Annotated in this window: 20 protein-coding genes, 5 tRNA genes and 1 pseudogene; 20 read left to right on the top strand and 6 right to left on the bottom strand. The window is 31.9% G+C overall.

Going from position 1 to position 21,680, the window contains the following annotated elements:
- Positions 1–150: 150 nt before the first annotated feature.
- Positions 151–243 (top strand): annotated as a pseudogene (locus JVV30_RS10425) (IS200/IS605 family transposase); the annotation flags it as partial.
- Here the strand turns inward: JVV30_RS10425 and JVV30_RS10420 are convergent.
- Positions 244–1,068, bottom strand: a complete 825-nt coding sequence (locus JVV30_RS10420) for an RluA family pseudouridine synthase (protein ID WP_053030617.1) — start codon at positions 1,066–1,068, stop codon at positions 244–246.
- A 188-nt stretch (positions 1,069–1,256) separates the two neighbouring features.
- On the opposite strand from JVV30_RS10420, the gene JVV30_RS10415 reads away from it, so the two are divergent.
- The 8 genes from JVV30_RS10415 (at position 1,257) to yhaM (ending at position 10,876) form a co-directional block, all read left to right on the top strand.
- Complete coding sequence (locus JVV30_RS10415) at positions 1,257–2,366, top strand: GAF domain-containing sensor histidine kinase (protein ID WP_204194197.1); 1,110 nt, start codon at positions 1,257–1,259, stop codon at positions 2,364–2,366.
- A gap of 22 nt (positions 2,367–2,388) precedes the next feature.
- The gene (locus JVV30_RS10410) at positions 2,389–3,012 is read left to right on the top strand and encodes a response regulator (RefSeq protein WP_053030614.1); all 624 of its coding nucleotides are present in this window, start codon (positions 2,389–2,391) and stop codon (positions 3,010–3,012) included.
- A 231-nt stretch (positions 3,013–3,243) separates the two neighbouring features.
- Complete coding sequence (gene xdrA / locus JVV30_RS10405) at positions 3,244–3,708, top strand: XRE family transcriptional regulator XdrA (protein WP_053030612.1); 465 nt, start codon at positions 3,244–3,246, stop codon at positions 3,706–3,708.
- Between the two features lie 297 nt (positions 3,709–4,005).
- Positions 4,006–5,136 carry a DUF445 domain-containing protein gene (locus JVV30_RS10400; RefSeq protein ID WP_204194196.1) on the top strand — a complete coding sequence of 377 codons (1,131 nt, stop codon included), beginning with the start codon at positions 4,006–4,008 and terminating at the stop codon, positions 5,134–5,136.
- 69 nt (positions 5,137–5,205) lie between these two features.
- Complete coding sequence (locus JVV30_RS10395; RefSeq protein WP_011275418.1) at positions 5,206–5,550, top strand: YlbF/YmcA family competence regulator; 345 nt, start codon at positions 5,206–5,208, stop codon at positions 5,548–5,550.
- Positions 5,551–5,815: 265 nt separating this feature from the next.
- The gene (locus tag JVV30_RS10390) at positions 5,816–7,012 is read left to right on the top strand and encodes a metallophosphoesterase family protein (RefSeq protein WP_204194195.1); all 1,197 of its coding nucleotides are present in this window, start codon (positions 5,816–5,818) and stop codon (positions 7,010–7,012) included.
- Positions 7,002–9,938 (top strand): AAA family ATPase, encoded by a 2,937-nt coding sequence (locus JVV30_RS10385; RefSeq protein ID WP_070855021.1) that lies wholly within the window; start codon positions 7,002–7,004, stop codon positions 9,936–9,938. Before JVV30_RS10390 ends, JVV30_RS10385 begins: the two co-directional genes overlap by 11 nt.
- Positions 9,935–10,876 (top strand): 3'-5' exoribonuclease YhaM, encoded by a 942-nt coding sequence (yhaM, locus tag JVV30_RS10380; protein WP_053030604.1) that lies wholly within the window; start codon positions 9,935–9,937, stop codon positions 10,874–10,876. Before JVV30_RS10385 ends, yhaM begins: the two co-directional genes overlap by 4 nt.
- Before the next feature lie 162 nt (positions 10,877–11,038).
- Here the strand turns inward: yhaM and prsA are convergent, their stop codons facing one another.
- The 4 genes from prsA to JVV30_RS10360 all read right to left on the bottom strand — a co-directional run bounded on the left by prsA (position 11,039) and on the right by JVV30_RS10360 (position 13,828).
- Complete coding sequence (gene prsA / locus JVV30_RS10375; protein ID WP_070855020.1) at positions 11,039–12,013, bottom strand: peptidylprolyl isomerase PrsA; 975 nt, start codon at positions 12,011–12,013, stop codon at positions 11,039–11,041.
- Between the two features lie 171 nt (positions 12,014–12,184).
- Positions 12,185–12,742, bottom strand: a complete 558-nt coding sequence (locus JVV30_RS10370) for a DUF3267 domain-containing protein (protein WP_204194194.1) — start codon at positions 12,740–12,742, stop codon at positions 12,185–12,187.
- 142 nt (positions 12,743–12,884) lie between these two features.
- The gene (locus tag JVV30_RS10365) at positions 12,885–13,259 is read right to left on the bottom strand and encodes a YtxH domain-containing protein (protein WP_053030596.1); all 375 of its coding nucleotides are present in this window, start codon (positions 13,257–13,259) and stop codon (positions 12,885–12,887) included.
- Between the two features lie 143 nt (positions 13,260–13,402).
- Complete coding sequence (locus JVV30_RS10360; protein ID WP_204194193.1) at positions 13,403–13,828, bottom strand: HIT family protein; 426 nt, start codon at positions 13,826–13,828, stop codon at positions 13,403–13,405.
- Positions 13,829–13,958: 130 nt separating this feature from the next.
- Here JVV30_RS10360 and ecsA point away from each other — a divergent pair, with 130 nt between their 5' ends.
- Both ecsA and ecsB read left to right on the top strand, forming a co-directional pair.
- Positions 13,959–14,699 (top strand): ABC transporter ATP-binding protein EcsA, encoded by a 741-nt coding sequence (gene ecsA / locus JVV30_RS10355; protein WP_053030592.1) that lies wholly within the window; start codon positions 13,959–13,961, stop codon positions 14,697–14,699.
- A complete protein-coding gene (gene ecsB, locus JVV30_RS10350) occupies positions 14,692–15,915 on the top strand; it encodes an ABC transporter permease EcsB (RefSeq protein WP_070855018.1) in 1,224 nt (407 codons plus the stop codon). Before ecsA ends, ecsB begins: the two co-directional genes overlap by 8 nt.
- 64 nt (positions 15,916–15,979) lie before the next feature.
- Here ecsB and JVV30_RS10345 read toward each other — a convergent pair whose 3' ends face one another.
- Entirely contained in the window at positions 15,980–16,480 is a 501-nt protein-coding gene (locus tag JVV30_RS10345) for a signal transduction protein TRAP (RefSeq protein ID WP_070855017.1), read from the bottom strand.
- 287 nt (positions 16,481–16,767) lie between these two features.
- Here JVV30_RS10345 and hemE point away from each other — a divergent pair, with 287 nt between their 5' ends.
- The 9 genes from hemE to JVV30_RS10300 all read left to right on the top strand — a co-directional run bounded on the left by hemE (position 16,768) and on the right by JVV30_RS10300 (position 21,655).
- The gene (gene hemE, locus JVV30_RS10340; protein ID WP_204194191.1) at positions 16,768–17,802 is read left to right on the top strand and encodes a uroporphyrinogen decarboxylase; all 1,035 of its coding nucleotides are present in this window, start codon (positions 16,768–16,770) and stop codon (positions 17,800–17,802) included.
- Between the two features lie 39 nt (positions 17,803–17,841).
- Complete coding sequence (hemH, locus tag JVV30_RS10335; RefSeq protein ID WP_053030584.1) at positions 17,842–18,765, top strand: ferrochelatase; 924 nt, start codon at positions 17,842–17,844, stop codon at positions 18,763–18,765.
- Between the two features lie 18 nt (positions 18,766–18,783).
- The gene (gene hemY / locus JVV30_RS10330) at positions 18,784–20,178 is read left to right on the top strand and encodes a protoporphyrinogen oxidase (RefSeq protein ID WP_070855015.1); all 1,395 of its coding nucleotides are present in this window, start codon (positions 18,784–18,786) and stop codon (positions 20,176–20,178) included.
- A gap of 96 nt (positions 20,179–20,274) precedes the next feature.
- Positions 20,275–20,835 (top strand): RBBP9/YdeN family alpha/beta hydrolase, encoded by a 561-nt coding sequence (locus JVV30_RS10325; RefSeq protein WP_070855014.1) that lies wholly within the window; start codon positions 20,275–20,277, stop codon positions 20,833–20,835.
- A gap of 394 nt (positions 20,836–21,229) precedes the next feature.
- Positions 21,230–21,303 (top strand) — tRNA-Met (locus JVV30_RS10320).
- A 15-nt stretch (positions 21,304–21,318) separates the two neighbouring features.
- A tRNA-Asp gene (locus JVV30_RS10315) sits at positions 21,319–21,394 on the top strand.
- 11 nt (positions 21,395–21,405) lie between these two features.
- Positions 21,406–21,478, top strand: a tRNA-Phe gene (locus JVV30_RS10310).
- A 13-nt stretch (positions 21,479–21,491) separates the two neighbouring features.
- A tRNA-His gene (locus tag JVV30_RS10305) sits at positions 21,492–21,567 on the top strand.
- A gap of 14 nt (positions 21,568–21,581) precedes the next feature.
- Positions 21,582–21,655 (top strand) — tRNA-Gly (locus tag JVV30_RS10300).
- The last annotated feature ends 25 nt before the right edge of the window (positions 21,656–21,680 follow it).

Below are 21,680 nucleotides of genomic sequence, written 5' to 3'. Positions count from 1 at the left end.
CTACTGCGAATTTGCTAAATAGCTTCATTATATTATTTTTGTCCCACTCCCCAGAAAAAGTTTCACCGTTATCTAAAAAAATGCATCTCTACGTGCTAGAATATATATTGGTCAGCCAACCAAATATTCAACACGAGGAGATGCTATTTAATGTCATCCGACACAAACAGTTTAGCACATATAAAATGAAATTGTAAGTATCACATCGTCTTTGCACCAAAATATATAAGACAAGTGATTTTTTTATTCATCATCTAGGCTAACGGAGATGAGTGCTTGAGTTAATGGATGTTTAAATTCAATTTTATGACTATTAAGTTCTAACTGACGTAATGTTGAATCGCCATATAAAGGATCTCCAATTACAGGGTGACCAATTTCGGCTAAATGAACTCGAATTTGATGCGTACGACCAGTATCTAATTTAATATCTAATTGGCATACGCCTTCTTTTATCATTTTAGAAGATAGAATATGTGTAATTGCGCGTTGACCAGTGTTTGAAATGCGACGTTTATTAGGATGGAATTTATCTTTACCTATAGGACTATCAATCGTTTGAGGTTTAATAGGTAACAAAGATTTAACATTCGCCTTATATATTCTAGTAATTTCATTTTCTTCTAACATACGATCTAGAATTTTTTTCATTAAAGGGTTCTTCGCCACAATAAGTAAACCAACTGTTTCTTGGTCTAAGCGATGGATAGGTTCTACATAATCACTATCTAGGGTGTAAATAACGTGATTCATTAGCGTATTACTTTCTTTTAAATCATTTGGGTGTGTCTTAACACCTTTAGGTTTCATTACAATAGCTAAATCATCATCTTCATAACTAATTTGTGCATAACGATAACTAGGTAAATAATTACTTTTTTCTTCAGGAGTAGGGATAAAAACGTCATCACCAGTAACCACTTTGTCTGTTAATTTAGCGGGCTGATGATTAATCGTTATTTCTTTTGACATATTTAATTGGTGTAAATCTTTTTTAGGTAATTTCAATGATTGAAAGATTTCTCTCAATGTATTTTGATTATAATTCTCAGGTATTTTAAACTTCATAATTTCCTCCTATAGCATTCGCATTAATCATATCATATCTTCAGTTGCTATTGATGTACTTAAACATATTTATATGAAAATCACCATTACGTAGAACGATATGTAACTTAAATATTTTTATGTTTTTAAAAATTTAAATCTCACTGTATAATAATACTAATGCAAATTTGAGTAATTGGAGCGATTTGATGGAAAAACCGACACGTTTAGCATTATTAAAAGAGATAGCAGAATATCTCAATGAAGAAACGGAATTATATGATATGATGCATGGCGCTCTAAATTATTTAATCAAAGGAAGCAACTTTACGACTGGATGGATATTCTTTATAGATGATGATGGAGAACATGAAATCGTAGCTGATGTCGATCTTCCAGGTGCATTAAAAAGAAATCATTGTCGTTATATGAAAGAAGGGTCTTGTTGGTGCGTAACTGCATATCATCATGGTCGTTTAACAACAGCATCTAATATTATTAACTGTTCTAGAATAAATATAGCGAATCAAACATATAAAGCAGAAACAGAAGGTGTCACCCATCATGCAACAGTGCCATTACGGTCTGGAACGGAACAATATGGGTTACTTAATGTTGCATCACCTTATACAACACATTATAGTGAAGAGGATTTAGCTTTATTAGAATCTGTAGCTTTACAAATAGGTTCTGCCATTAAACGTATATATTTAACGGATCAAGAAAAAGAGGCGGCTAGAATAAATGAGCGAAATCGTTTAGCAAGAGATTTACATGATTCAGTTAACCAACTATTATTTTCTTTAAAATTAACAGCCCATGCAGCACATGATATAACAACTGATGAAATGGCAAAAAAAGCCTTTAAGACGATTGAAGAAACAAGTCAAAGTGCTGTTAATGAAATGCGTTCATTAATTTGGCAACTCAAACCAGTAGGGCTTGAGCATGGGTTAGTACACGCGTTAAAGCAATATGCCCAAATTCTAAATATAAATGTAACTATCGATGTTGATGGATTGATTGACTTATCTAACATCATAGAAGAACACGTTTATAGAATTTTACAAGAATGTATTAACAATACTAAAAAGCATGCTCAAACCAATGCAATACATATTATTTTAAAACAAGAAAAAGAACGGTTGATGATTTCTGTAGAAGATGATGGTGTTGGTTTCGACATGAATAAAGAAATCAATAAATCATCACAAGGTTTAAGAAATATAAATCAACGTATTTATGCATTAAACGGGCAGTTTAAAATAGATTCAAAGCTAAATAAAGGAACAACATTACGATTCAGTATCCCTTTATAAATAGGTGAAAGGAGTCATCATTGTGGCAACAGTCATACTAATTGACGACCATCATATTGTAAGACAAGGACTTGAGTTTCTATTGTCAACTGTAAATGATTTAGAAGTATTAGCTAGTTTAGCAGATGGTCAATCTCTAATTAATTATTTAAATGAACATGATATACCAGATATTATACTACTAGATTTGGTTATGCCTGAAATGAATGGTATTGAGGTGACAGAGTATGTGAAACAACACTATCCAGATATTAAAGTGTTGGTATTAACGAGTTATGTGGATGATGAACATGTTATATCGGCAATTAATAAGGGAGCTGATGGATATGAAATGAAAGATGTTGAACCTCAAAAATTGATAGAAACAATACATGACGTATTGAATGACAAACGTATTATTCATCCAGATGCTCAAAGTGTGTTAGATACAGTTTCATCAAAACCACATAACACGAATAAGCTGTCTAAACGCGAAATAGAAGTATTAGCAGAAATGGTTAAAGGTAAAACAAATAAAGAAATCGCAAATACTTTGTTCGTGTCAGAAAAAACAATCAAAACACATGTGAGTCATATTTTTAACAAATTAAATGTGACTGATCGTACTCAAGCAGCAATTTATGCAATTGAAAATCGACTTGTATAAAATCATATGCCATATAAATGTGGTTAAATATGACAAATAAGTTCGAAAATCGATTAATTTAATTATTTTGATAATTTTGGCATTAATAAAATTGTCTACAAAAACAAAAATTCCTCTTTTCATTTTATTGAAAATATATTAAGATGTAATTTGTGTTTCAAGAAATGTGTATTATTGCAATTTCTTATGTCCGGATAAATTAACCCCTATTAGAAAGGTAGAGAATAAAATATGGATAGACAGAGTTTCACAGATTTAATTCAAACAAAATTTAAAATGGTTCGTATTGAAGCGGGCTATACGCAAGATACAATGGCTCAAACAATTGGCCTTTCAAAAAAAACATTAGTTCAAATTGAGAAAGAACGTGTGTTACCGAACTGGACGACATGTGTATCAATTTGTGCATTATTTAGAGATTCAGATGTACTAAATAATACATTCGGTTGCGATCCTTTGGAAATTGTACAAACTATTTCTCGTAATCATTGTGCATATCCAAATCATTCAACAACAAGTGATATTTATTGGAATACAATTGAAACGCGTAACGGCTTCATTTTACAAAGTAATAAAGTAAGTAATATCTATAGAGTGTTAAATTCTGAAAAACAACCCATCTTTGGTACTTCAAAATTAAGAGAAGCTGAAACATACTTCAATAGAAATGCGAAAGAAGAATTAATGCACGTTTAATTATAGTTAAATTATTATTATTCAGTATGAAAGTGATAGAAGAATCTTCATCGATTTAATCACTTCCGAGTAATATTTTATTTATAAATCTAAAATAACCAGCAAGTCCAAATTTAACTTAAGTTTGTTCTGATTGCTAATTTTAAGGCGAGCCTGTGATATTGATATCATGGCTCGTTTTTAATTTTCTTTTTGTAACACCATAATCTATTTAAATGAAGTGTAAATTAAAGGAATCATCAATTACAAAGTGATATAATCATCATATTGTAACAATAATTTTAAGGAGAAATTAAGATGCAGGCTTTTTTAGTTATCCTATTCATGGTGGTAGTAGGGGCTGTTATTGGTGGCGTAACAAACGTTATTGCGATTAGGATGTTATTTCATCCCTTTAAACCATACTATCTATTTAAAATGCGTGTACTCTTTACACCAGGGTTGATCCCAAAAAGAAGAGAAGAGATTGCTACTAAAATAGGGCAAGTGATAGAGGAACATTTAATTACGGAGTCTGTTATTAAGCATAAGTTAAACGAACCTCAAACGCGTGATGCAATCAATGATTTAGTTAGTAAGCAACTATCCAATTTAAGAAAAGATGATGCAACTATTCGAAAGTTTGCACATCAATTTAATTTTGATATAGATGATCTAATTAATAATAAGATGAATCGCGTAGTATTAAATAAATTAAATTCATATTATTATGATAAACAAGTTACCTCAATTAATGAAATATTGCCGGCAGAAGTGATCAGCATGGCAGATGAGAAGTTAGAACAAGCGGGTGATTTAATTAGAGAACGTGCACGTCATTATCTTTCATCAGATAAAGGTGCGAGAGATATTTATGACATGTTAGATACCTTCTTCACTGAAAAAGGTAAAATCGTCGGGTTATTACAAATGTTTATGACAAAAGAAAGTATTGCTGATCGAATTCAACATGAATTAATACGTTTGACCAGACATCCAAAAGCTAAAGTGATTATTGATAAAGTGATTCGAGATGAATATGAAACACTTAAATCTCAGCCTTTAGGCCAAGTTGTAAAGGAAGAGCAATTCACTCATATTACTGAGTCAGTCGTGCACTTAATTACTACGAATTTACAATTAAATCAAAAAGTGGATATGCCATTAAAGAATTTGGCACCAACGTTAATTGATCATCTTCAAGCTGGGGTAGCAAGTACAATGACTGATTTAATTATTAAACAGGCATCCAATCACCTTTCAACCATTATGACTAAAATTAATTTACGCCAAATGGTTGAAGATCAAATTAATACATTCGATTTAGATTACATTGAAAAATTAATCATTGAAATTGCGAATAAAGAGTTAAAACTGATTATGTCATTAGGTTTTATTTTAGGTGGTATCATTGGATTTTTCCAAGGTTTAGTCGCAATTTTTGTCTAATTATAAATAATATGTTATGGTTATTAAGAGTTGTCAAAAATTACTTTACACTAAGGAGTGCAAACAGATATGGCAGTAAATTTATATGATTATGCAAATCAACTAGAACAAGCATTAAGAGATAGCGATGAGTATAAAGCTATTAAAGACGCTTTTTCTAAAGTTAAAGATAACGAAGAATCAAAAAAATTATTTGATGAATTCCGCGAAACACAATTAAGTTTCCAACAAAAACAAATGCAAGGTGAAGAAATTCCTGAAGAAGATTTAGCAAAAGCTCAAGAACAAGCTCAAGCTATTGAAAAAGATGAAAATATTTCTGAATTAATGCAAGCTGAGCAAAAAATGAGCCAAGTATTCCAAGAAATTAACCAAATTATTGTTAAACCTTTAGATGAAATTTATGCTGACTAATTGTTAGTATTTGAGCAGTCTGGGACATAAATAATATAATGATGCTACTTAGCAAATTCGCAGTAGCTGACTGAACTGAGAAGGCGCTTAAATCAAGCTTTTCTCAGTTCTAGTCATCCTTGCGGGGGTGGGACGACGAATTCAAAAGAATTCTGTCCTGCTCCCTTTTTTTAATACATAAGTTCTTCGACCCAAGTAATCAAGTTATGGTAAAATATAGGAATACATAAAGATATATGAACATGCTATTAAGGAGCTAATATCAATGATAAAATTTATTCACTGTGCGGATTTGCATCTCGACAGCCCCTTTAAATCTAAAAGTCATTTGGCGCCATCCATTTTTGAAGATGTTCAAAACAGTGCGTATGAAAGCTTTAAGAAGATTGTCGATACTGCATTGAAAGAAGAAGTTGATTTTGTTCTCATCGTTGGAGACTTATTTGATAGTGAGAATCGCACATTGCGTGCTGAAGTATTTTTGAAAGAACAATTTAAACGATTAGAAAAAGAGCAAATTTTTGTGTATGTAAGTCATGGTAATCATGACCCATTAACTGAAAAAATTACGAACGATTGGCCGAATAATGTTTCAGTATTCTCTAATAGATTAGAAACTTATCAAGCTATTACTAAAGATGGAGAAACCATTTTTATCCATGGTTTTAGTTATCAACACGATACAAGTTATGAGAATAAGATTGATGAATTTCCATCAAGTCAAGGTAAAAAAGGAATCCATATTGGCATGCTGCATGGTACATACATTAAATCGTCAACTAAAGATCGATACACTGAATTTATTTTGGAAGATTTAAATCAGAAATTATATCATTATTGGGCGTTAGGTCATATTCATGAAAGAAAAGAATTAAGCGACATGCCCCCAATACATTATCCGGGTAACATTCAAGGACGTCACTTTGGGGAACAAGGGCCTAAAGGATGTTTATTAGTTGAGGGTGATCATTTAAGATTAAATGCAACATTTATTCCAACGCAGCAAATTCGATTTGAAGAAGCAACAATCAACACAGATAAAGTTTCTAAACAAGGGATTTATGAAGCAATTCAATCATTCAAAGAAAGCGTTCGTTCTAATGGAAAAGCATTTTATAGATTAACCGTTAATTTAGATAGTGATAAACCATTATCTTCTCATGATATTAGTCAGATTAAGGAAATGATTGACGATTACGAAGAGAATGAACACCATTTTGTAATGATAGAATCGCTAACATTTAATTATATCCAAATGGATGAAACACCTCTTGTCAGGGAATTTTCAGCTGATTTAATTAAAGATAATAAAGTATTTGAAACAGCAATGACAGAATTGTATTTAAATCCTAGAGCTTCTAAATATCTAGAAGACTATACTGATTTTGATAAGGTTGAACTGGTTAATCGTGCTGAAAATATTTTAAAAGCAGATATGAGAGGTGAAAGTGATGATCATTAAATCTTTAGAAATCTATGGTTATGGACAATTTGTACATCGTAAGATTGAATTTAATCGTGAATTTACTGAGATTTTTGGAGAGAATGAAGCGGGTAAATCAACGATTCAAGCTTTCATCCATTCCATTTTATTTGGCTTCCCTTCTAAAAAAGAGAAAGAGCCTCGATTAGAACCTCGTATGGGAAATCAGTATGGGGGTAAACTGACGCTTATTCTAGATGACCAATCAGAAATTGTTGTTGAGCGGGTTAAAGGTAGCGTTTCAGGTGATGTGAAAATTTATTTAGAAAATGGCTTAATTCGTGATGAAGCATGGCTCAAGAAAAAATTAAACTATATCTCTAAAAAAACGTATCAAGGTATCTTCTCATTCAATGTGCTTGGATTACAAGATATTCACCGTAATTTAGATGAAGATCAATTACAAAGTTATTTACTTGAAGCTGGCGCACTCGGTTCATCAGAATTTACGATGATGAATAAAATGGTTAGTCAAAAGAAAACAACGTTGTATAAAAAAGCGGGTAAAAATCCAATACTAAATCAACAACTAGAGGAATTGAAACAGTTAGAAGCGCAAATTAGAGAAGAAGAGGCGAAGGTGGATGAGTATCATCGTTTAGTAGATGATAGAGATAAGTCACAACGTCATTTGCAACATTTAAAAGCAAATTTAAACCAATTATCTAAAATGCATGAAAGTAAACAGAAGCAACTCGCTATACATGAGCAAGCCCAAGAATGGAAAGATCTAGAACAGAGATTAAATATCGAGCCATTGCGTTTTCCTGAGAAGGGGATTGAACGCTATGAAACAGCTTCAAATTACAAACAATCTTTAACTAGAGATATAAGCTTGCGTGAAGAGAAATTAAAGCAATTAGAGCATGAATATAATGCAATTGCAGTTTCAAATGAAACTACTGCGAAACATATTTATGATTTAACACGTGACGAAAATGAAATTCAACAGGCTGAACTGAAATCTTCTGCACTCGAACAAGAAATTGATGATTATGAACGTCAAGAAGCAGATTTGAAATCCAGCATTGGTTGGCAAGAAGTTCATCACGATACTGACACATCAGATGCCAAGAAAAACTATGTTAGCGAAACAATTAAAGCGCGTAATGAACAAAACGTATTGAAACAACAAATCGAAAGATCCATTGATGAAAATCAAATCGAGCAAAATGCACTGACACAAGAAATTGATCATTTAGAAAAAGAATTAGTCTCTGAAGACGCTTTAGATAAGAAAAAACAATATAATCAACAAAAACTAGAACTACACGAAAAAGAAAACCTGTATAACAAACTCAAAGATACATTTAATTCCGATAAAGAAAGAAAACAACAAAGAAATTGGTGGTTAAGACTAAGTTTTATAGTGCTTTCAGTTATCGGATTAGGTTTAACCATTTTCTCATTTGTAACGCAGAACCTTATATTTGGTATTATCTTTGCGATTTTAACAGTCGTATTTATTATTGGTATTTTCTTAGTAAGAACGAAGGAAATTGATTATAGTGAATCAATTAGTGAAGAAATAAATGATTTGGAACAACAAATTAATCATTTAGAATCTGAATATGATTTAAACTTCGATTTAGATCAACAATTTCAACTTCGCGAGCGTTGGAGTAACGCAAGTAATAATAAGAGCGTCTTAGCAAATAAATTAAATCATCAAGAAAGTTTACTACAAAACACAGAAGAACAAATCAATACGCTTAAGCATCAATTAGATGAAGTTAAAGCCAATTTGAAATTGTCGAATAACATGACAGATGATCTATTGCTTGATAGTTTCAAAACAATGAATCAACTGAAATCAAATGATAGTTATCGCAATAAATTAAAGCATCAATATCAAGAAGTAAATCAAAAATTGGATCAATTTTATCAAACTGCGAATGAATATACTGAACATGAAATTAGTCCATTCAATAAAGCTTCATTATTTACGGATTTAAAAAATTGGATTTCTAATTATGAAAGTAAAAGAGAGAAAAAAGAACAACTTAAAAATCAAATCGAGTTATTAAGTAATGAATTAAAACAATTGAAAGAACAACTTGAAGAAAATGAGCATACAATTGATACATTATTTAACTATATCGATGTTTCAAGTGAAGAGGCATACTATCAATCGTATGAGCAATATCAACTTTATCATCAACAATTAGCTAGATTTAATGATTTAACATTATATCTTGAGAACCAAGATTTCTCATATGAAGATAGTTCAGATTTAAGTGAAAAGACAACTGCACAATTAGAAGAAGAAGACGCTACGCTTGCGAAACAAGTAGATGACTATAATGACCAATATTTGGATAAACAAACAGAAGTCAGTGACTTGACTGCTCAAATTAATTATATGGAAACAGACAAAACATTATCTAAGTTAAGACACGAATACTATAACTTAAAAAATAGAATGAATGATTTAGCTAAAGATTGGGCAAGTTTAAGTTATCTAGAAGCACTTATTAATGAACATATTAAGCAAATCAAGGACAAACGTTTACCACAAGTGATCAATGAAGCTGTTAATATTTTCACGTCACTCACACAAGGTAATTATAATTTGATTACCTACGAAAATGACACAATAATGGTTAAACATCATAATGGTCAAATGTATCACCCACTTGAACTAAGTCAATCAACGAAAGAATTATTATATATTGCACTTAGAATTAGTTTGATTAAGATATTAAGACCATATTATCCATTCCCAATTATTATTGACGATGCATTTGTTCATTTTGATAAACAAAGAAAATCAATGATGTTAAACTATTTAAGAGAATTAGCTAAAGACTATCAAGTATTGTACTTCACTTGTATGAAAGATACTGCAATTCCTTCTAAAGAGATGCTCATATTAAATAAAGTAGAGGAAGGCGGAAAACGATGAGAAATGTAGAAAAGCTAAATCCAGGAGATTCGGTTGATAATTTCTTCTTAATCCATAGAGCTACACAAGGTGTTACTGCTCAAGGAAAAGATTATATGACATTATTCTTACAAGATAAAAGTGGTGACATTGAAGCCAAATTATGGACAGTGAGTAAAGAAGATATGCAAATACTTAAACCAGAGACGATTGTTTGGGTTAAAGGCGATGTCATTAACTATCGAGGTCGTAAACAAATGAAAGTCAATCAGTTTAGATTAGCGAAACCTGAAGATGGCTTAAAGACACAAGATTTTGTAGATGGTGCACCTTTGACACCTGACGAAATCCAAGAGAACATTTCACACTATATTTTAGATATTGAAAATGCTAACTTACAGCGTATCACACGTCATTTATTGAAAAAGTACCAAGATAAATTCTTTACGTATCCAGCGGCAAGCTCACATCATCACAATTTTGCAAGCGGATTGAGTTATCACGTACTAACCATGTTAGAAATAGCTAAATCATTATGTGATATTTATCCATTGTTAAATCGTAGCTTATTATATAGTTCAATTATTTTACATGATTTAGGTAAAGTAAGGGAACTAAGTGGACCTGTAGCAACAACGTATACGGTTGAAGGTAATTTACTAGGTCATATTTCGATAGCGAGTGATGAAGTTGCGGACGCAGCTAAAGAACTAGGCATTGATGGTGAAGAAGTCATGTTACTTCGACATATGATTTTAGCCCATCATGGTAAAATGGAATTTGGTTCACCTAAGTTACCACACTTAAAAGAAGCAGAAATATTATTCTTTATTGATAATATTGACGCGAAGATGAATATGTTTGAAAAAGCATTTAAGAAAACAGATAAAGGTCAATTTACCGAACGTATTTTTGGTATGGAAAATCGACAGTTTTACAATCCAGAAAAATTAGATTAATAAAAAAGCGTTTTTACTTTATCCATTATGTAAAGTCAATTTACGATGGAAAGTAAAAGCGCTTATTTTATAAATTGTTATGACTAAATAAAAAAGGGCGCAAGCTAGACTTCATGATGTGGTCTAACTTGCGCTTTCTTTTCTAATTAGTATCTTTGAAAATTATGAAGATAAGCTTGATGCTGATGAAGAACTATCTGAAGATGATTGTTGTTGTTTAAGTTTATCAGGATTTAGGATAGTGTTTTCTACTGCTTTTTTAATATCACTATCTTTATAATCAACATCATATTCTTTTAATAAATCTTTATAAGCATCAGTTAAAATTTCTGGATCTTTTTGTACTTTTTGTTCTATTAGTTTAGCTTTCAATTTAGATTTTTGTTTATCAAAGTCGTTTTCTTTATCAGCTTTAATAATATGGTAACCGTAGTCGGTTTTAACTACATCTGAAACTTGACCTTCTTTTAATTTGAATAAAGCTTTTTCAAATTTGCTTACCATTTGTCCTTTGACAACATAACCTAAAGAACCATTTTTCTTGGAACTTGAAGCGTCCATAGATTCTTTTTTAGCAATTTCTCCGAATTTTTCTGGATTTTTTTCAACTTCTTTTTGGATTTTCTCAGCTTTTTCTTTTGCTTTTTTATCTGATAAACCTTCTTTATCATCACTATTTGATTTCACTTTAATTAAAATGTGAGAAGCTTTTTTAGTGTTATCTTTGATTTCTTTATCAGACACTTTAACTTTATCAGCAAGTAATTGTTTTTGGTAAGCAGCAAGTTTTTTCTGCTCTTTATAATCATTTAAAGTCATACCTTGTTGTTTAAGCATGCTTTCAAATTGATCTTTACCACCATACTGTTTTTGCTCTTTTTTTATTTCATCCTCGATATCTTTTGTATCGACTTTATCCTTGTATTTATCTTCTAAAATTTTATTTAATGCAATGCTAAATGATGTACTTGCAATTTGTTCATCACCAATTTTATTCATTACATCTTTCACTTTTACATCTCCAGCTTTGGAAGAGATTAATGTATTACTTTCAGAATCTGTTGCATTTGATCCACAAGCACCTAAAAGTAAAGCACTTGCAGTTACTGGAACAATTAATTTATTCATAATTTTCATGGTTGATAGCTCCTTTTACATTAATAACAAAGTTACTATAACATATTATGAAAGCATCACCAATTAGAAATAGGCGAGATACTGCTAAAGTACGAGATTTAATCGGACTTAAGCATTAAAAAATATCGAACCTGAAACATGCGACATGCTTTAAGTTCGATATGGTTTGTTTTAATGAAATGATTGGTAGGGCACTTTATTTAAAATATTAATACCTGTTTGATGTTCCTCGATAAAATGACCTTCATTTGAAAAAATAATAATTTTAAGATATAAAAAATCCATTACAGATATGCCAAAATTTAAAGCCAATAAAAACATAAAATAGTGGCCATATTGTGGGAAATGCATCGTTAATACAATTAAAATGAAAGTGATTAATACGAAAGGTAAAATCAAGTTAATACAAAAATATAGTTTATGGACTGGCGTGCTTACATAAGTGTTGAAATAAGGTAACCACCACTTCTTATTTAATTTATGAATTCTAAATGAATTCATATAAGGCAAGAAAAAGAGCAGGTGGATTGATTTATGAATAGGGTACATCAATACAGCAAATACTAATAAAATCACAAAATGGCGATCTGATAAAGGTGTATTTACAAAATAGTACATGATTTCATAACTTATTAAAAACGCGATGATAGTAATCGTAAAACTTAAAAATGCGATTCTTGGCACACCAAACCGTGCATGAATGTCAATTTGACGTTTACATAGGAACATAAGGACACCTCTTAATAGGTCTTAATTATATACGCTACGTATTATCTAACTATCAATGTAAACAGTCAAGTCCAATTTGCTATAAATATAAAAGGAGTGGTGTTAATTCAAAATGAATATCACACCACTCTAATTTCGTAAATTATTTATTATCTTTAGAAAAAGTATTACTTATTTCTTCGCCACGGTTTTGTAAGTTCTCAATGTGAGATTGTAGTTTTTCAATGTTTGGATTAATATCAGATTTAAAATCACCAATGAGTGTTTTAAATTCATCACCAATGTCACTACCATAAGAGACACCATCATTCTTAACTTGTTTCGCATAATCTATAATATTATAAAAATTACGTTTAAGTGATGCTATCTCACGTTCTAGTTCAGAACGAGATCCAGTAGGTTCTTTCGCATCAATTGTGTTGTTTTTTACACTTTGATCATCACGGTTTAACCAAGAAACAGCGATTCCAGATGCCACTCCCACAGTAATACCAAATAATACGCGTGATACTTTCATGTTTTATTCTCCTCACTTGTTATGTCGTTATCGGATAATAATAGAATAGTGAAATCATAACAATTTCTATTTCTATATCAAACATATGTCGACAAGCTAATTTTAATTGTATATTACCCTAAAATGACATTCAATATGCAGAATTATTCAAATTGAGCTTTGATTTGATTAGCGATAGCTTGTTTTTGTTCATCATTGATTTCATTTTCATGCGTTTCCCAATGATAGCCGAAGCCGTCGATATCATTTTCGTAACGTGGTAGGAAATGAAAATGAATGTGGAATACAGATTGATCTGCAAATTCACCATTGTTTTGAATGATATTTAAACCATCAGGGTTGAAGGCTTTTTTAATTGCGTTAGCGATTTTAGGTAAGGCTGCACCAATATTTGCCATTGTCTCTTCATCTGTTTCAAAGATATTAGGTGATGCTTTTTTAGGAATAAGTAAGGTATGTCCTTTAGTTACTTGAGAAATATCTAAAAATGCATAAACAAATTCATCTTCATAAACTTTGAAGCTTGGAATTTCTCCAGATAAAATTTTACTAAATACTGTTTCAGCCATTTGAATGCACTCCTTTTACGTATTTATAGCTTATTATAGCATTACTCATTAAAAATTTCGTTAATGAAGTAATTGTAATTTTAGTAGTTAAAAGCTAATTTTGGTACAATGATAGTCATGGAGGTGCCATATGACAGTCAAAGTTGAACATTTGACAGGAGGTTACGGAAAACGTCCTGTTATTGAAGATATAAATTTTGAATTAAAAGCAGGAGAAATTGTTGGTTTAATTGGATTAAATGGTGCAGGTAAGAGTACAACCATTAAACATATGTTAGGCTTACTAACGCCAACAGAAGGTAAACTTTCTATCTCAAATACTGAGATTACCGATGATATCGAAGTGTATCGCAAGAAGTTATCTTATATTCCTGAGTCACCCATCATATATGAAGAATTAACATTGGAAGAGCATATCGCCATGACAGCAATGGCTTATCAAATAAGTGAAGAAGAAGCAATGAAACGTGCACGTCCATTACTTAAAACCTTTCGATTAGAGAATGAGTTGAAAGTATTCCCAAGCCACTTCTCTAAAGGAATGAAGCAAAAGGTAATGATAATCTGTGCTTTTATAGTGAATCCGGAATTATATATTATAGATGAACCATTTTTAGGTCTCGATCCACTAGGGATTCAATCAATGTTAGATTTGATGGTTGAAAAGAAAAACGAAGGGCGTACGGTTTTGATGAGTACTCATATTTTAGCAACTGCAGAACGATATTGTGATCGCTTTATCATTTTAGATAAAGGGAAAGTGGTTGCATTCGGAGATTTAGAGGAACTTCGCGAACAAACTGGTTTACATGGTCGCACACTTGATGACATCTATATACATGTCACACAAGGTGGTCAAGCAGATGGATAAATCAGCTACGTCTTTATTTAGAACGAGATTAGATGCAATTCGAAAAGAAAAAAGCTATTATAATAAGTTTATTTTCAATGGTCATTTTTCAGTGTTTCTTTTAATTTTATTAGGAGCGTTTATATTAGGATATGGTCAATGGTTACAACATATTCCTAACGATATTGATTATGCATTGTGTGCGAGCGTATTGTTAGCCTTGACATCTATCTTTCCGATACGAACATTTTTGAAAGATGCAGATAGAATATTTTTACTTCCGTTTGAAACACACATGAAGGACTATATGAAGTTGAGTTTACGATATAGTTATTTTAATAGAATTGCTATTCAAGTCGTATTACTCATTATCTTGTTCCCACTATTTTCTAAATTAGATGATCATGTACTAACACCTTATATTATTTTTAGTATTTTAACTTTAATCCATCCTTGGCTAGGGTTGAAATTGAGATGGCAATGGTATCAAATCAGAAAATCAAGTTGGAGCATCAGTATCATTCTATTTCTATTTAATTTAGTAACCTTTGATTTAGTCCTAGGCTATCAAATGTATTGGGGAATCGTCTTTACACTTATTTTATTAAGTGCAACGTTTCTACTTCCTAAAGTTAACCATTCAAATTTATATCCTTGGGAGCGAATGATTAGCATAGAAGAAAGACATCATACGAATTACTATAAATTTGTAAATATGTTCACAGATGTTAAGCACTTAAAAGAAACAGCAGTTCGACGTAGATATTTAGATGTTTTATTACCAACACCTAAAGGTCGTAAATTTAATTCGAAAAATATGTATCTTTACCTTTTTACTCGAAGTTTTGTTCGTGGAAGAGATGCATTTAGTATTATTCTGCGTTTAATTATGATTGCATTAGTATTAATGATTTGGTTATCTTTCCCAATCGTTTCTGCGATTATTGGATGTTTATTCATGTATATAACATTATTACAAATGTCCCAATTTTATACACAACAAGCCTATGGATTATGGCCTCAAGTTTGGCCAGTGTCAGATGTTGAAGTGATAAAAGGGTACGAAAAGTTTTTATATCGACTAATGTTAATCATAGGGCTTATTTTTTCAATTACATTTATTAGTATTTATCCGCAGTATTTCTTTTTCGCACTTATCTTCTTTATAGTAGGGTGGTTAACGATTAGAAGTACAATTAAAAAATTACAATATCAAGAATCACTGCTCAAAGATTAATAAAAGTTGCCTTTAACTAGCACATATTCAAATGTTACTAGTTAAAAGGCAACTTTTTGATTTACTAATCTTTAATTGGGTATAAATATCTTTCGAAATAACTTGAATGTTGACTGCTCGAACCGAAATAATGTCTTAAGGCATCTTTTGAAAAATAGTCCTTAAACGTGTCAGTTTCTTTAAAGTCTTCGTATGTTTGTCGGTTAGCGAAGCCAAAATAAACCTTATAAGTGGTTCCTTGTACAGGTTTTAAAAAGCGATAGCTCTTAAACTCAGCAACGTTATCAAAATTCAATTCTAAATTTGCAATACGTTTTTCTAACTGATGTACGTGATCATCAGATGATGGAATAAATATTGCCGAATAAAAATGTGTTTGATCTAAATCGTTAATTGCTTTAACCGTCGTATAAACCGTCGGATGTTTTAAAATAGATTTGTCATCTGTTTCTTCAATAATGACTGAAGAATCATCTGTCGAAAATAAAAACAGATTTCTATCAGTATTTTTAGTTCTAATTTGATTTAAGTAACCATAAGTCCCATATGTTGTATATATGTTCATGACTCATACCTCCTTTGTTGCTTATATTATACGATTAAATCAGAAGTCTAGCTATACTAAATGAATGCAATATTTAAAAAATTTTGAAAACGAATTAGTCTGTTTGAGGGATATTTTTAAATGCTTAAATATACTATAATTAAGATTAATAAATTATTAAAATTTAATGAATTGAAATGTACATTTATGCTTTGTCTTTTTTATGACATTTAAGTGTGCATAAACGATAATTATATTAGCATATGATATTATAGATAAGAATGATTTTAATTTAGGAGGACTATAAGGTGCATAATAAAAATAAGACAATTTTACAAACAATAAAAGGTGAAAAAACATCTCATACACCTGTATGGTTTATGCGCCAAGCCGGCCGATCACAACCAGAATATCGAAAATTAAAAGAAAAATACGCATTGTTTGACATTACTCACCAACCTGAATTATGTGCTTATGTAACGCAATTACCAGTAGATAATTATAATACTGACGCAGCGGTTTTATATAAAGATATCATGACACCTTTGAAACCAATTGGTGTGGATGTTGACATCAAATCAGGCATTGGGCCAGTCATCAGCAATCCAATTAAATCTGTATCTGATGTTGAAAAACTTACGCAAATTGATCCCAAAAGAGATGTACCATATGTACTTGAAACGATTCAATTGCTAACACAGGAGAAGTTGAACGTACCTCTAATTGGCTTTACAGGTGCACCATTTACGTTGGCATCTTATATGATTGAGGGTGGTCCTTCAAAAAATTATAATTTTACGAAAGCAATGATGTATGGGGATGAAGCAACTTGGTTTGCCTTAATGGACCATCTTGTACAAGTTTCAATTGATTACGTAGTAGCTCAAATTGAAGCAGGTGCAGAACTTATTCAAATCTTTGATTCATGGGTAGGCGCATTAAATATCGAGGATTATCATTATTACATTAAACCGTCTATGCATAAGTTAATCAATGGCATAAAAGCGCAATTTGATGTACCTATCATTATGTTTGGGGTAGGAGCAAGTCATCTTATTAATGAATGGAATGACTTATCAATCGATGTATTAGGGTTAGATTGGCGTACCTCTATTACGACAGCGACAAATATGGGCGTCAATAAAACGCTACAAGGTAATTTAGATCCATCACTTTTACTTGCGCCTTGGGATGTATTAGAAAAGAGAATCCGTGCTATTCTCGACGAAGGTATGGAGAGAGGGAAACACATTTTTAATTTAGGACATGGTGTTTTCCCTGAAGTTAAACCAGAAACATTAAAACGTGTAACCCAATTTGTTCATGATTATACAAGTAAATAACACATAGAATTCAAAAAAGATTAAGGAAGGTTTTATTTAATGACTAAGACAATAGGCTTATTAGTTATGGCATATGGGACACCATATAAAGAAAGCGATATTGAACCATATTACACAGATATAAGACATGGTAAGAGACCAACTGAAGAAGAGTTACAAGATCTAAAAGATCGTTATGAATTTATAGGAGGACTTTCTCCTTTAGCTGGCACAACTGATCGACAAGCTGAAGCATTGAAGCATGCGTTAAATGAATCATATGAAGATGTTGAATTTCAATTGTATTTAGGATTGAAACATATTTCTCCATATATTGAAGAAGCTGTTGAAAAAATGCACAATGACGGTATTGAAGAAGCAGTAACTGTAGTGTTGGCACCACATTACTCTAGCTTCTCAGTTGGTTCATATAATAAACGTGCTAAAGAGGAAGCAGATAAGTATGGCATTAAGCTACACCATGTTGAACATTATTATCACCAACCTAAATTTATCGAGTATTGGACAAATAAAATTAATGAAACGTTAGCACAAATCCCACAAGATGAACACGATGAGACCATCTTGGTTGTTTCTGCACACAGTTTGCCTAAAGGTTTAATTGAGAAAAATAATGATCCATATCCTAATGAATTAAAGGATACAATGAACCGATTACAAGTAGCTTCGAATATTAAACACGTTGCTCAAGGCTGGCAATCCGAGGGGAATACTGGAACACCTTGGTTAGGACCGGACGTGCAAGATTTAACTAGAGCATTGTACAATGACCATCACTATAAACATTTTATTTATACACCAGTAGGATTTGTATGTGAACATTTGGAAGTATTGTATGATAATGACTATGAATGTAAAGTCGTATGTGATGAGATAGGTGCAAATTATTATCGTCCAAAAATGCCTAATACGGATCCATTATTTATCCATGCAATAGTGGATGAAATCAAAACAGTTTTTTAATAAAGGAAGGGACTCATTGTGAGTAAAAAAGTGGCAATCATTGGTGCAGGTATAACTGGACTTGCAAGTGCATATTATTTAAAACATTATAAACCAGATGTAGATGTAACCATTTTTGAAGCAACTAATCGACCTGGTGGAAAGATACAAACGTATCGTAATGAAGGTTATACAATTGAACTTGGTCCTGAATCATATCTTGGACGTAAAACGATTATGACTGACATAGCTAAAGATATTGGTCTTGGAGATGATTTGATTACGAATGAGACAGGCCAATCTTATATTTTCGCTAAAAATAAATTGTATCCTATACCAGGTGGGTCAATCATGGGAATTCCGACTGATATTAAACCGTTTCTCAAAACGAAACTCATATCGCCATTAGGTAAGCTAAGAGCCGGACTTGATTTAGTTATACCACCTATACAAATTGATGATGATATATCTGTTGGGGAATTCTTTAGAAGACGATTAGGAAATGAAATACTTGAGAATTTAATAGAGCCTCTTATGGGGGGGATATATGGTACGGATATCGATCGATTAAGTTTGATGAGTACATTTCCTAATTTCAAAGAACAAGAAGAAACACATGGCAGTTTAATTAAAGGTATGCAACATGAAAAGGCTCAGCGTATTAAGCAACGTCAATTATACCCTGGCGCACCTAAAGGCCAGTTTAAGCAGTTTCGACATGGTTTAAGTTCATTTATTGAAGCGTTAGCTAAGAATATAGAAAGTAAAGGCGTTACGATTCGATATCAATCACCTGTCAATGATATCCATATTAATAAAGATAATTATGAGATTGTGACTGATCAAGGTAGTGAACAATTTGATGGGGTTTTAATTACAACGCCGCATCAAACATTTATGAAATGGTTTAATCATGACGAAGCATTTAAATACTTTAATCAAATGGATTCTACTTCAGTTGCAACAGTGGTATTTGCATTCGATGAAAAGGATATTGAAAACACATATAATGGTACAGGTTTTGTTATTGCTAGAACGAGTAAGACGGATATTACAGCATGTACTTGGACTACTAAAAAATGGCCTTTCACTACGCCTAAAGGTAAAGTATTGATTAGAGCGTATGTAGGTAAACCAGGTGATACTGTCGTTGAAGATCACACAGATGAAGAAATAGCAACAATCGCACGTCGCGATTTAAATAAAATGATGACCTTTAAAGGCGATCCTGAATTTACAATTGTCAATCGTTTGACTAAAAGTATGCCACAATATCATATTGGACATATGAGTCAAATTCGTAAAATTCAACAACATGTTAAACAGACTTATCCAGCACTTAGAATTACTGGTGCACCTTTTGAAGCGGTTGGTCTACCAGACTGTATTCAACAAGGTAAAAACACCGTAGAAGAATTATTGGATGAAATATAATGTTTTAAACATTTTTTTAGAGGTCAGGGCACCTCTTTAAAAGTGTTTTGTTATATCAATTAACCTAATTTAATATTTTAAGGAGGACATACGTTAATGACTAATGTAGTTATCGTTCATTCACAGATAGGGGATTCGCATAACCATTGGTATGCATGGTTACAACACAACTTAGAATTAGAAGGTTACGATGTTCAATTATTTCATTTAGATGAAAATAAAAATGATGACATAGACAACTGGGTTCATGAATTACATCAACAAATTGATATTTTGACTACAGATACTTATTTTGTAACACATGGATATGGCTCAATAGCTACTTTAAAATATATTGAAGGCCTATCAGTTGATGGCTGCTTTGAAGGCTTTTTCAGTATCGCAGGGTTTAAAGAAGATGCGGTGAAAATTGACGATTCCATTAAAGTAGGGGATTTTAGTATCGATTATGATGACGTTAAATCAAAAGTGAAGCATTTTTACGGACTTGCTTCAAGAGACGATGCCTATGTGTCATATTTAGAAACACAAAATCTAATTAATGAATTGGGTGGCAAAACTAAAATTGTTGATGAAGGAGGGCACTTTTTAGAAGAAGAGGGTTTTGTTTCCTTCACTGAATTACAAGAAAAAATGCAACATTACATGACGAGATAAGTGTTAGTGTCATTTATAATAAAAATGTTTAAATAATTAAATTTAAAGAAAGTAGGGAGTGGCTACTCTCTACTTTATGATTTTAAAACCCAAAATCACATTTATTTAAACCATTCATTCAATAATTAAATATCCAATTCGTATCTTAAATTAAAATATTTTAAATGTAGCGTTTTTTTACACAAATTACTTTAGAATTGTTATTGACTAAGTTAATAATACTATATATACTAATAAAGTATTCGAAAGGCGATGACCATTAATTAATTATCGCATTTTAATATGAAGATTCAATGAATTAAATGTAAAATTTATTTTAAAAAGTTATTGACATTCAATGATGTTAAATGATATACTTAATAAGTACTGATTTTTGAGACGTAAATAATATTAGCGCGGGATGGAGCAGTTCGGTAGCTCGTCGGGCTCATAACCCGAAGGTCGGTGGTTCAAATCCGCCTCCCGCAATACACCATTTTAATAGGTCTCGTAGTGTAGCGGTTAACACGCCTGCCTGTCACGCAGGAGATCGCGGGTTCGATTCCCGTCGAGACCGCCATTACTTATTACGGTTCAGTAGCTCAGTTGGTAGAGCAATGGATTGAAGCTCCATGTGTCGGCAGTTCGACTCTGTCCTGAACCATTCAATTATTTTGGCGGTTGTGGCGAAGTGGTTAACGCATCGGATTGTGGTTCCGACATTCGAGGGTTCGATTCCCTTCAACCGCCCCATAATCGTTTACTACGCGGGTGTAGTTTAATGGCAAAACCTCAGCCTTCCAAGCTGATGTTGTGGGTTCGATTCCCATCACCCGCTCCATCATATTATTCCGCAGTAGCTCAGT

Origin of the sequence: Staphylococcus sp. GDY8P47P (assembly GCF_016892225.1) — a bacterium.
GTDB classification, from domain to species: domain Bacteria; phylum Bacillota; class Bacilli; order Staphylococcales; family Staphylococcaceae; genus Staphylococcus; species Staphylococcus borealis.
The sequence above is the reverse complement of the archived record's forward strand: the minus strand, read 5'-3'. Positions and strand labels throughout refer to the sequence as shown.

Coding starts and splice junctions, on each gene's coding strand:
- JVV30_RS10420 (WP_053030617.1), bottom strand. CDS start 1,068: ATGAAGTTTAAAATACCTGAGAATTATAATCAAAATACATTGAGAGAA.
- JVV30_RS10415 (WP_204194197.1), top strand. CDS start 1,257: ATGGAAAAACCGACACGTTTAGCATTATTAAAAGAGATAGCAGAATAT.
- xdrA (WP_053030612.1), top strand. CDS start 3,244: ATGGATAGACAGAGTTTCACAGATTTAATTCAAACAAAATTTAAAATG.
- JVV30_RS10400 (WP_204194196.1), top strand. CDS start 4,006: ATGCAGGCTTTTTTAGTTATCCTATTCATGGTGGTAGTAGGGGCTGTT.
- JVV30_RS10395 (WP_011275418.1), top strand. CDS start 5,206: ATGGCAGTAAATTTATATGATTATGCAAATCAACTAGAACAAGCATTA.
- JVV30_RS10390 (WP_204194195.1), top strand. CDS start 5,816: ATGATAAAATTTATTCACTGTGCGGATTTGCATCTCGACAGCCCCTTT.
- JVV30_RS10385 (WP_070855021.1), top strand. CDS start 7,002: ATGATCATTAAATCTTTAGAAATCTATGGTTATGGACAATTTGTACAT.
- yhaM (WP_053030604.1), top strand. CDS start 9,935: ATGAGAAATGTAGAAAAGCTAAATCCAGGAGATTCGGTTGATAATTTC.
- prsA (WP_070855020.1), bottom strand. CDS start 12,013: ATGAAAATTATGAATAAATTAATTGTTCCAGTAACTGCAAGTGCTTTA.
- JVV30_RS10370 (WP_204194194.1), bottom strand. CDS start 12,742: ATGTTCCTATGTAAACGTCAAATTGACATTCATGCACGGTTTGGTGTG.
- JVV30_RS10365 (WP_053030596.1), bottom strand. CDS start 13,259: ATGAAAGTATCACGCGTATTATTTGGTATTACTGTGGGAGTGGCATCT.
- JVV30_RS10360 (WP_204194193.1), bottom strand. CDS start 13,828: ATGGCTGAAACAGTATTTAGTAAAATTTTATCTGGAGAAATTCCAAGC.
- ecsA (WP_053030592.1), top strand. CDS start 13,959: ATGACAGTCAAAGTTGAACATTTGACAGGAGGTTACGGAAAACGTCCT.
- ecsB (WP_070855018.1), top strand. CDS start 14,692: ATGGATAAATCAGCTACGTCTTTATTTAGAACGAGATTAGATGCAATT.
- JVV30_RS10345 (WP_070855017.1), bottom strand. CDS start 16,480: ATGAACATATATACAACATATGGGACTTATGGTTACTTAAATCAAATT.
- hemH (WP_053030584.1), top strand. CDS start 17,842: ATGACTAAGACAATAGGCTTATTAGTTATGGCATATGGGACACCATAT.
- JVV30_RS10325 (WP_070855014.1), top strand. CDS start 20,275: ATGACTAATGTAGTTATCGTTCATTCACAGATAGGGGATTCGCATAAC.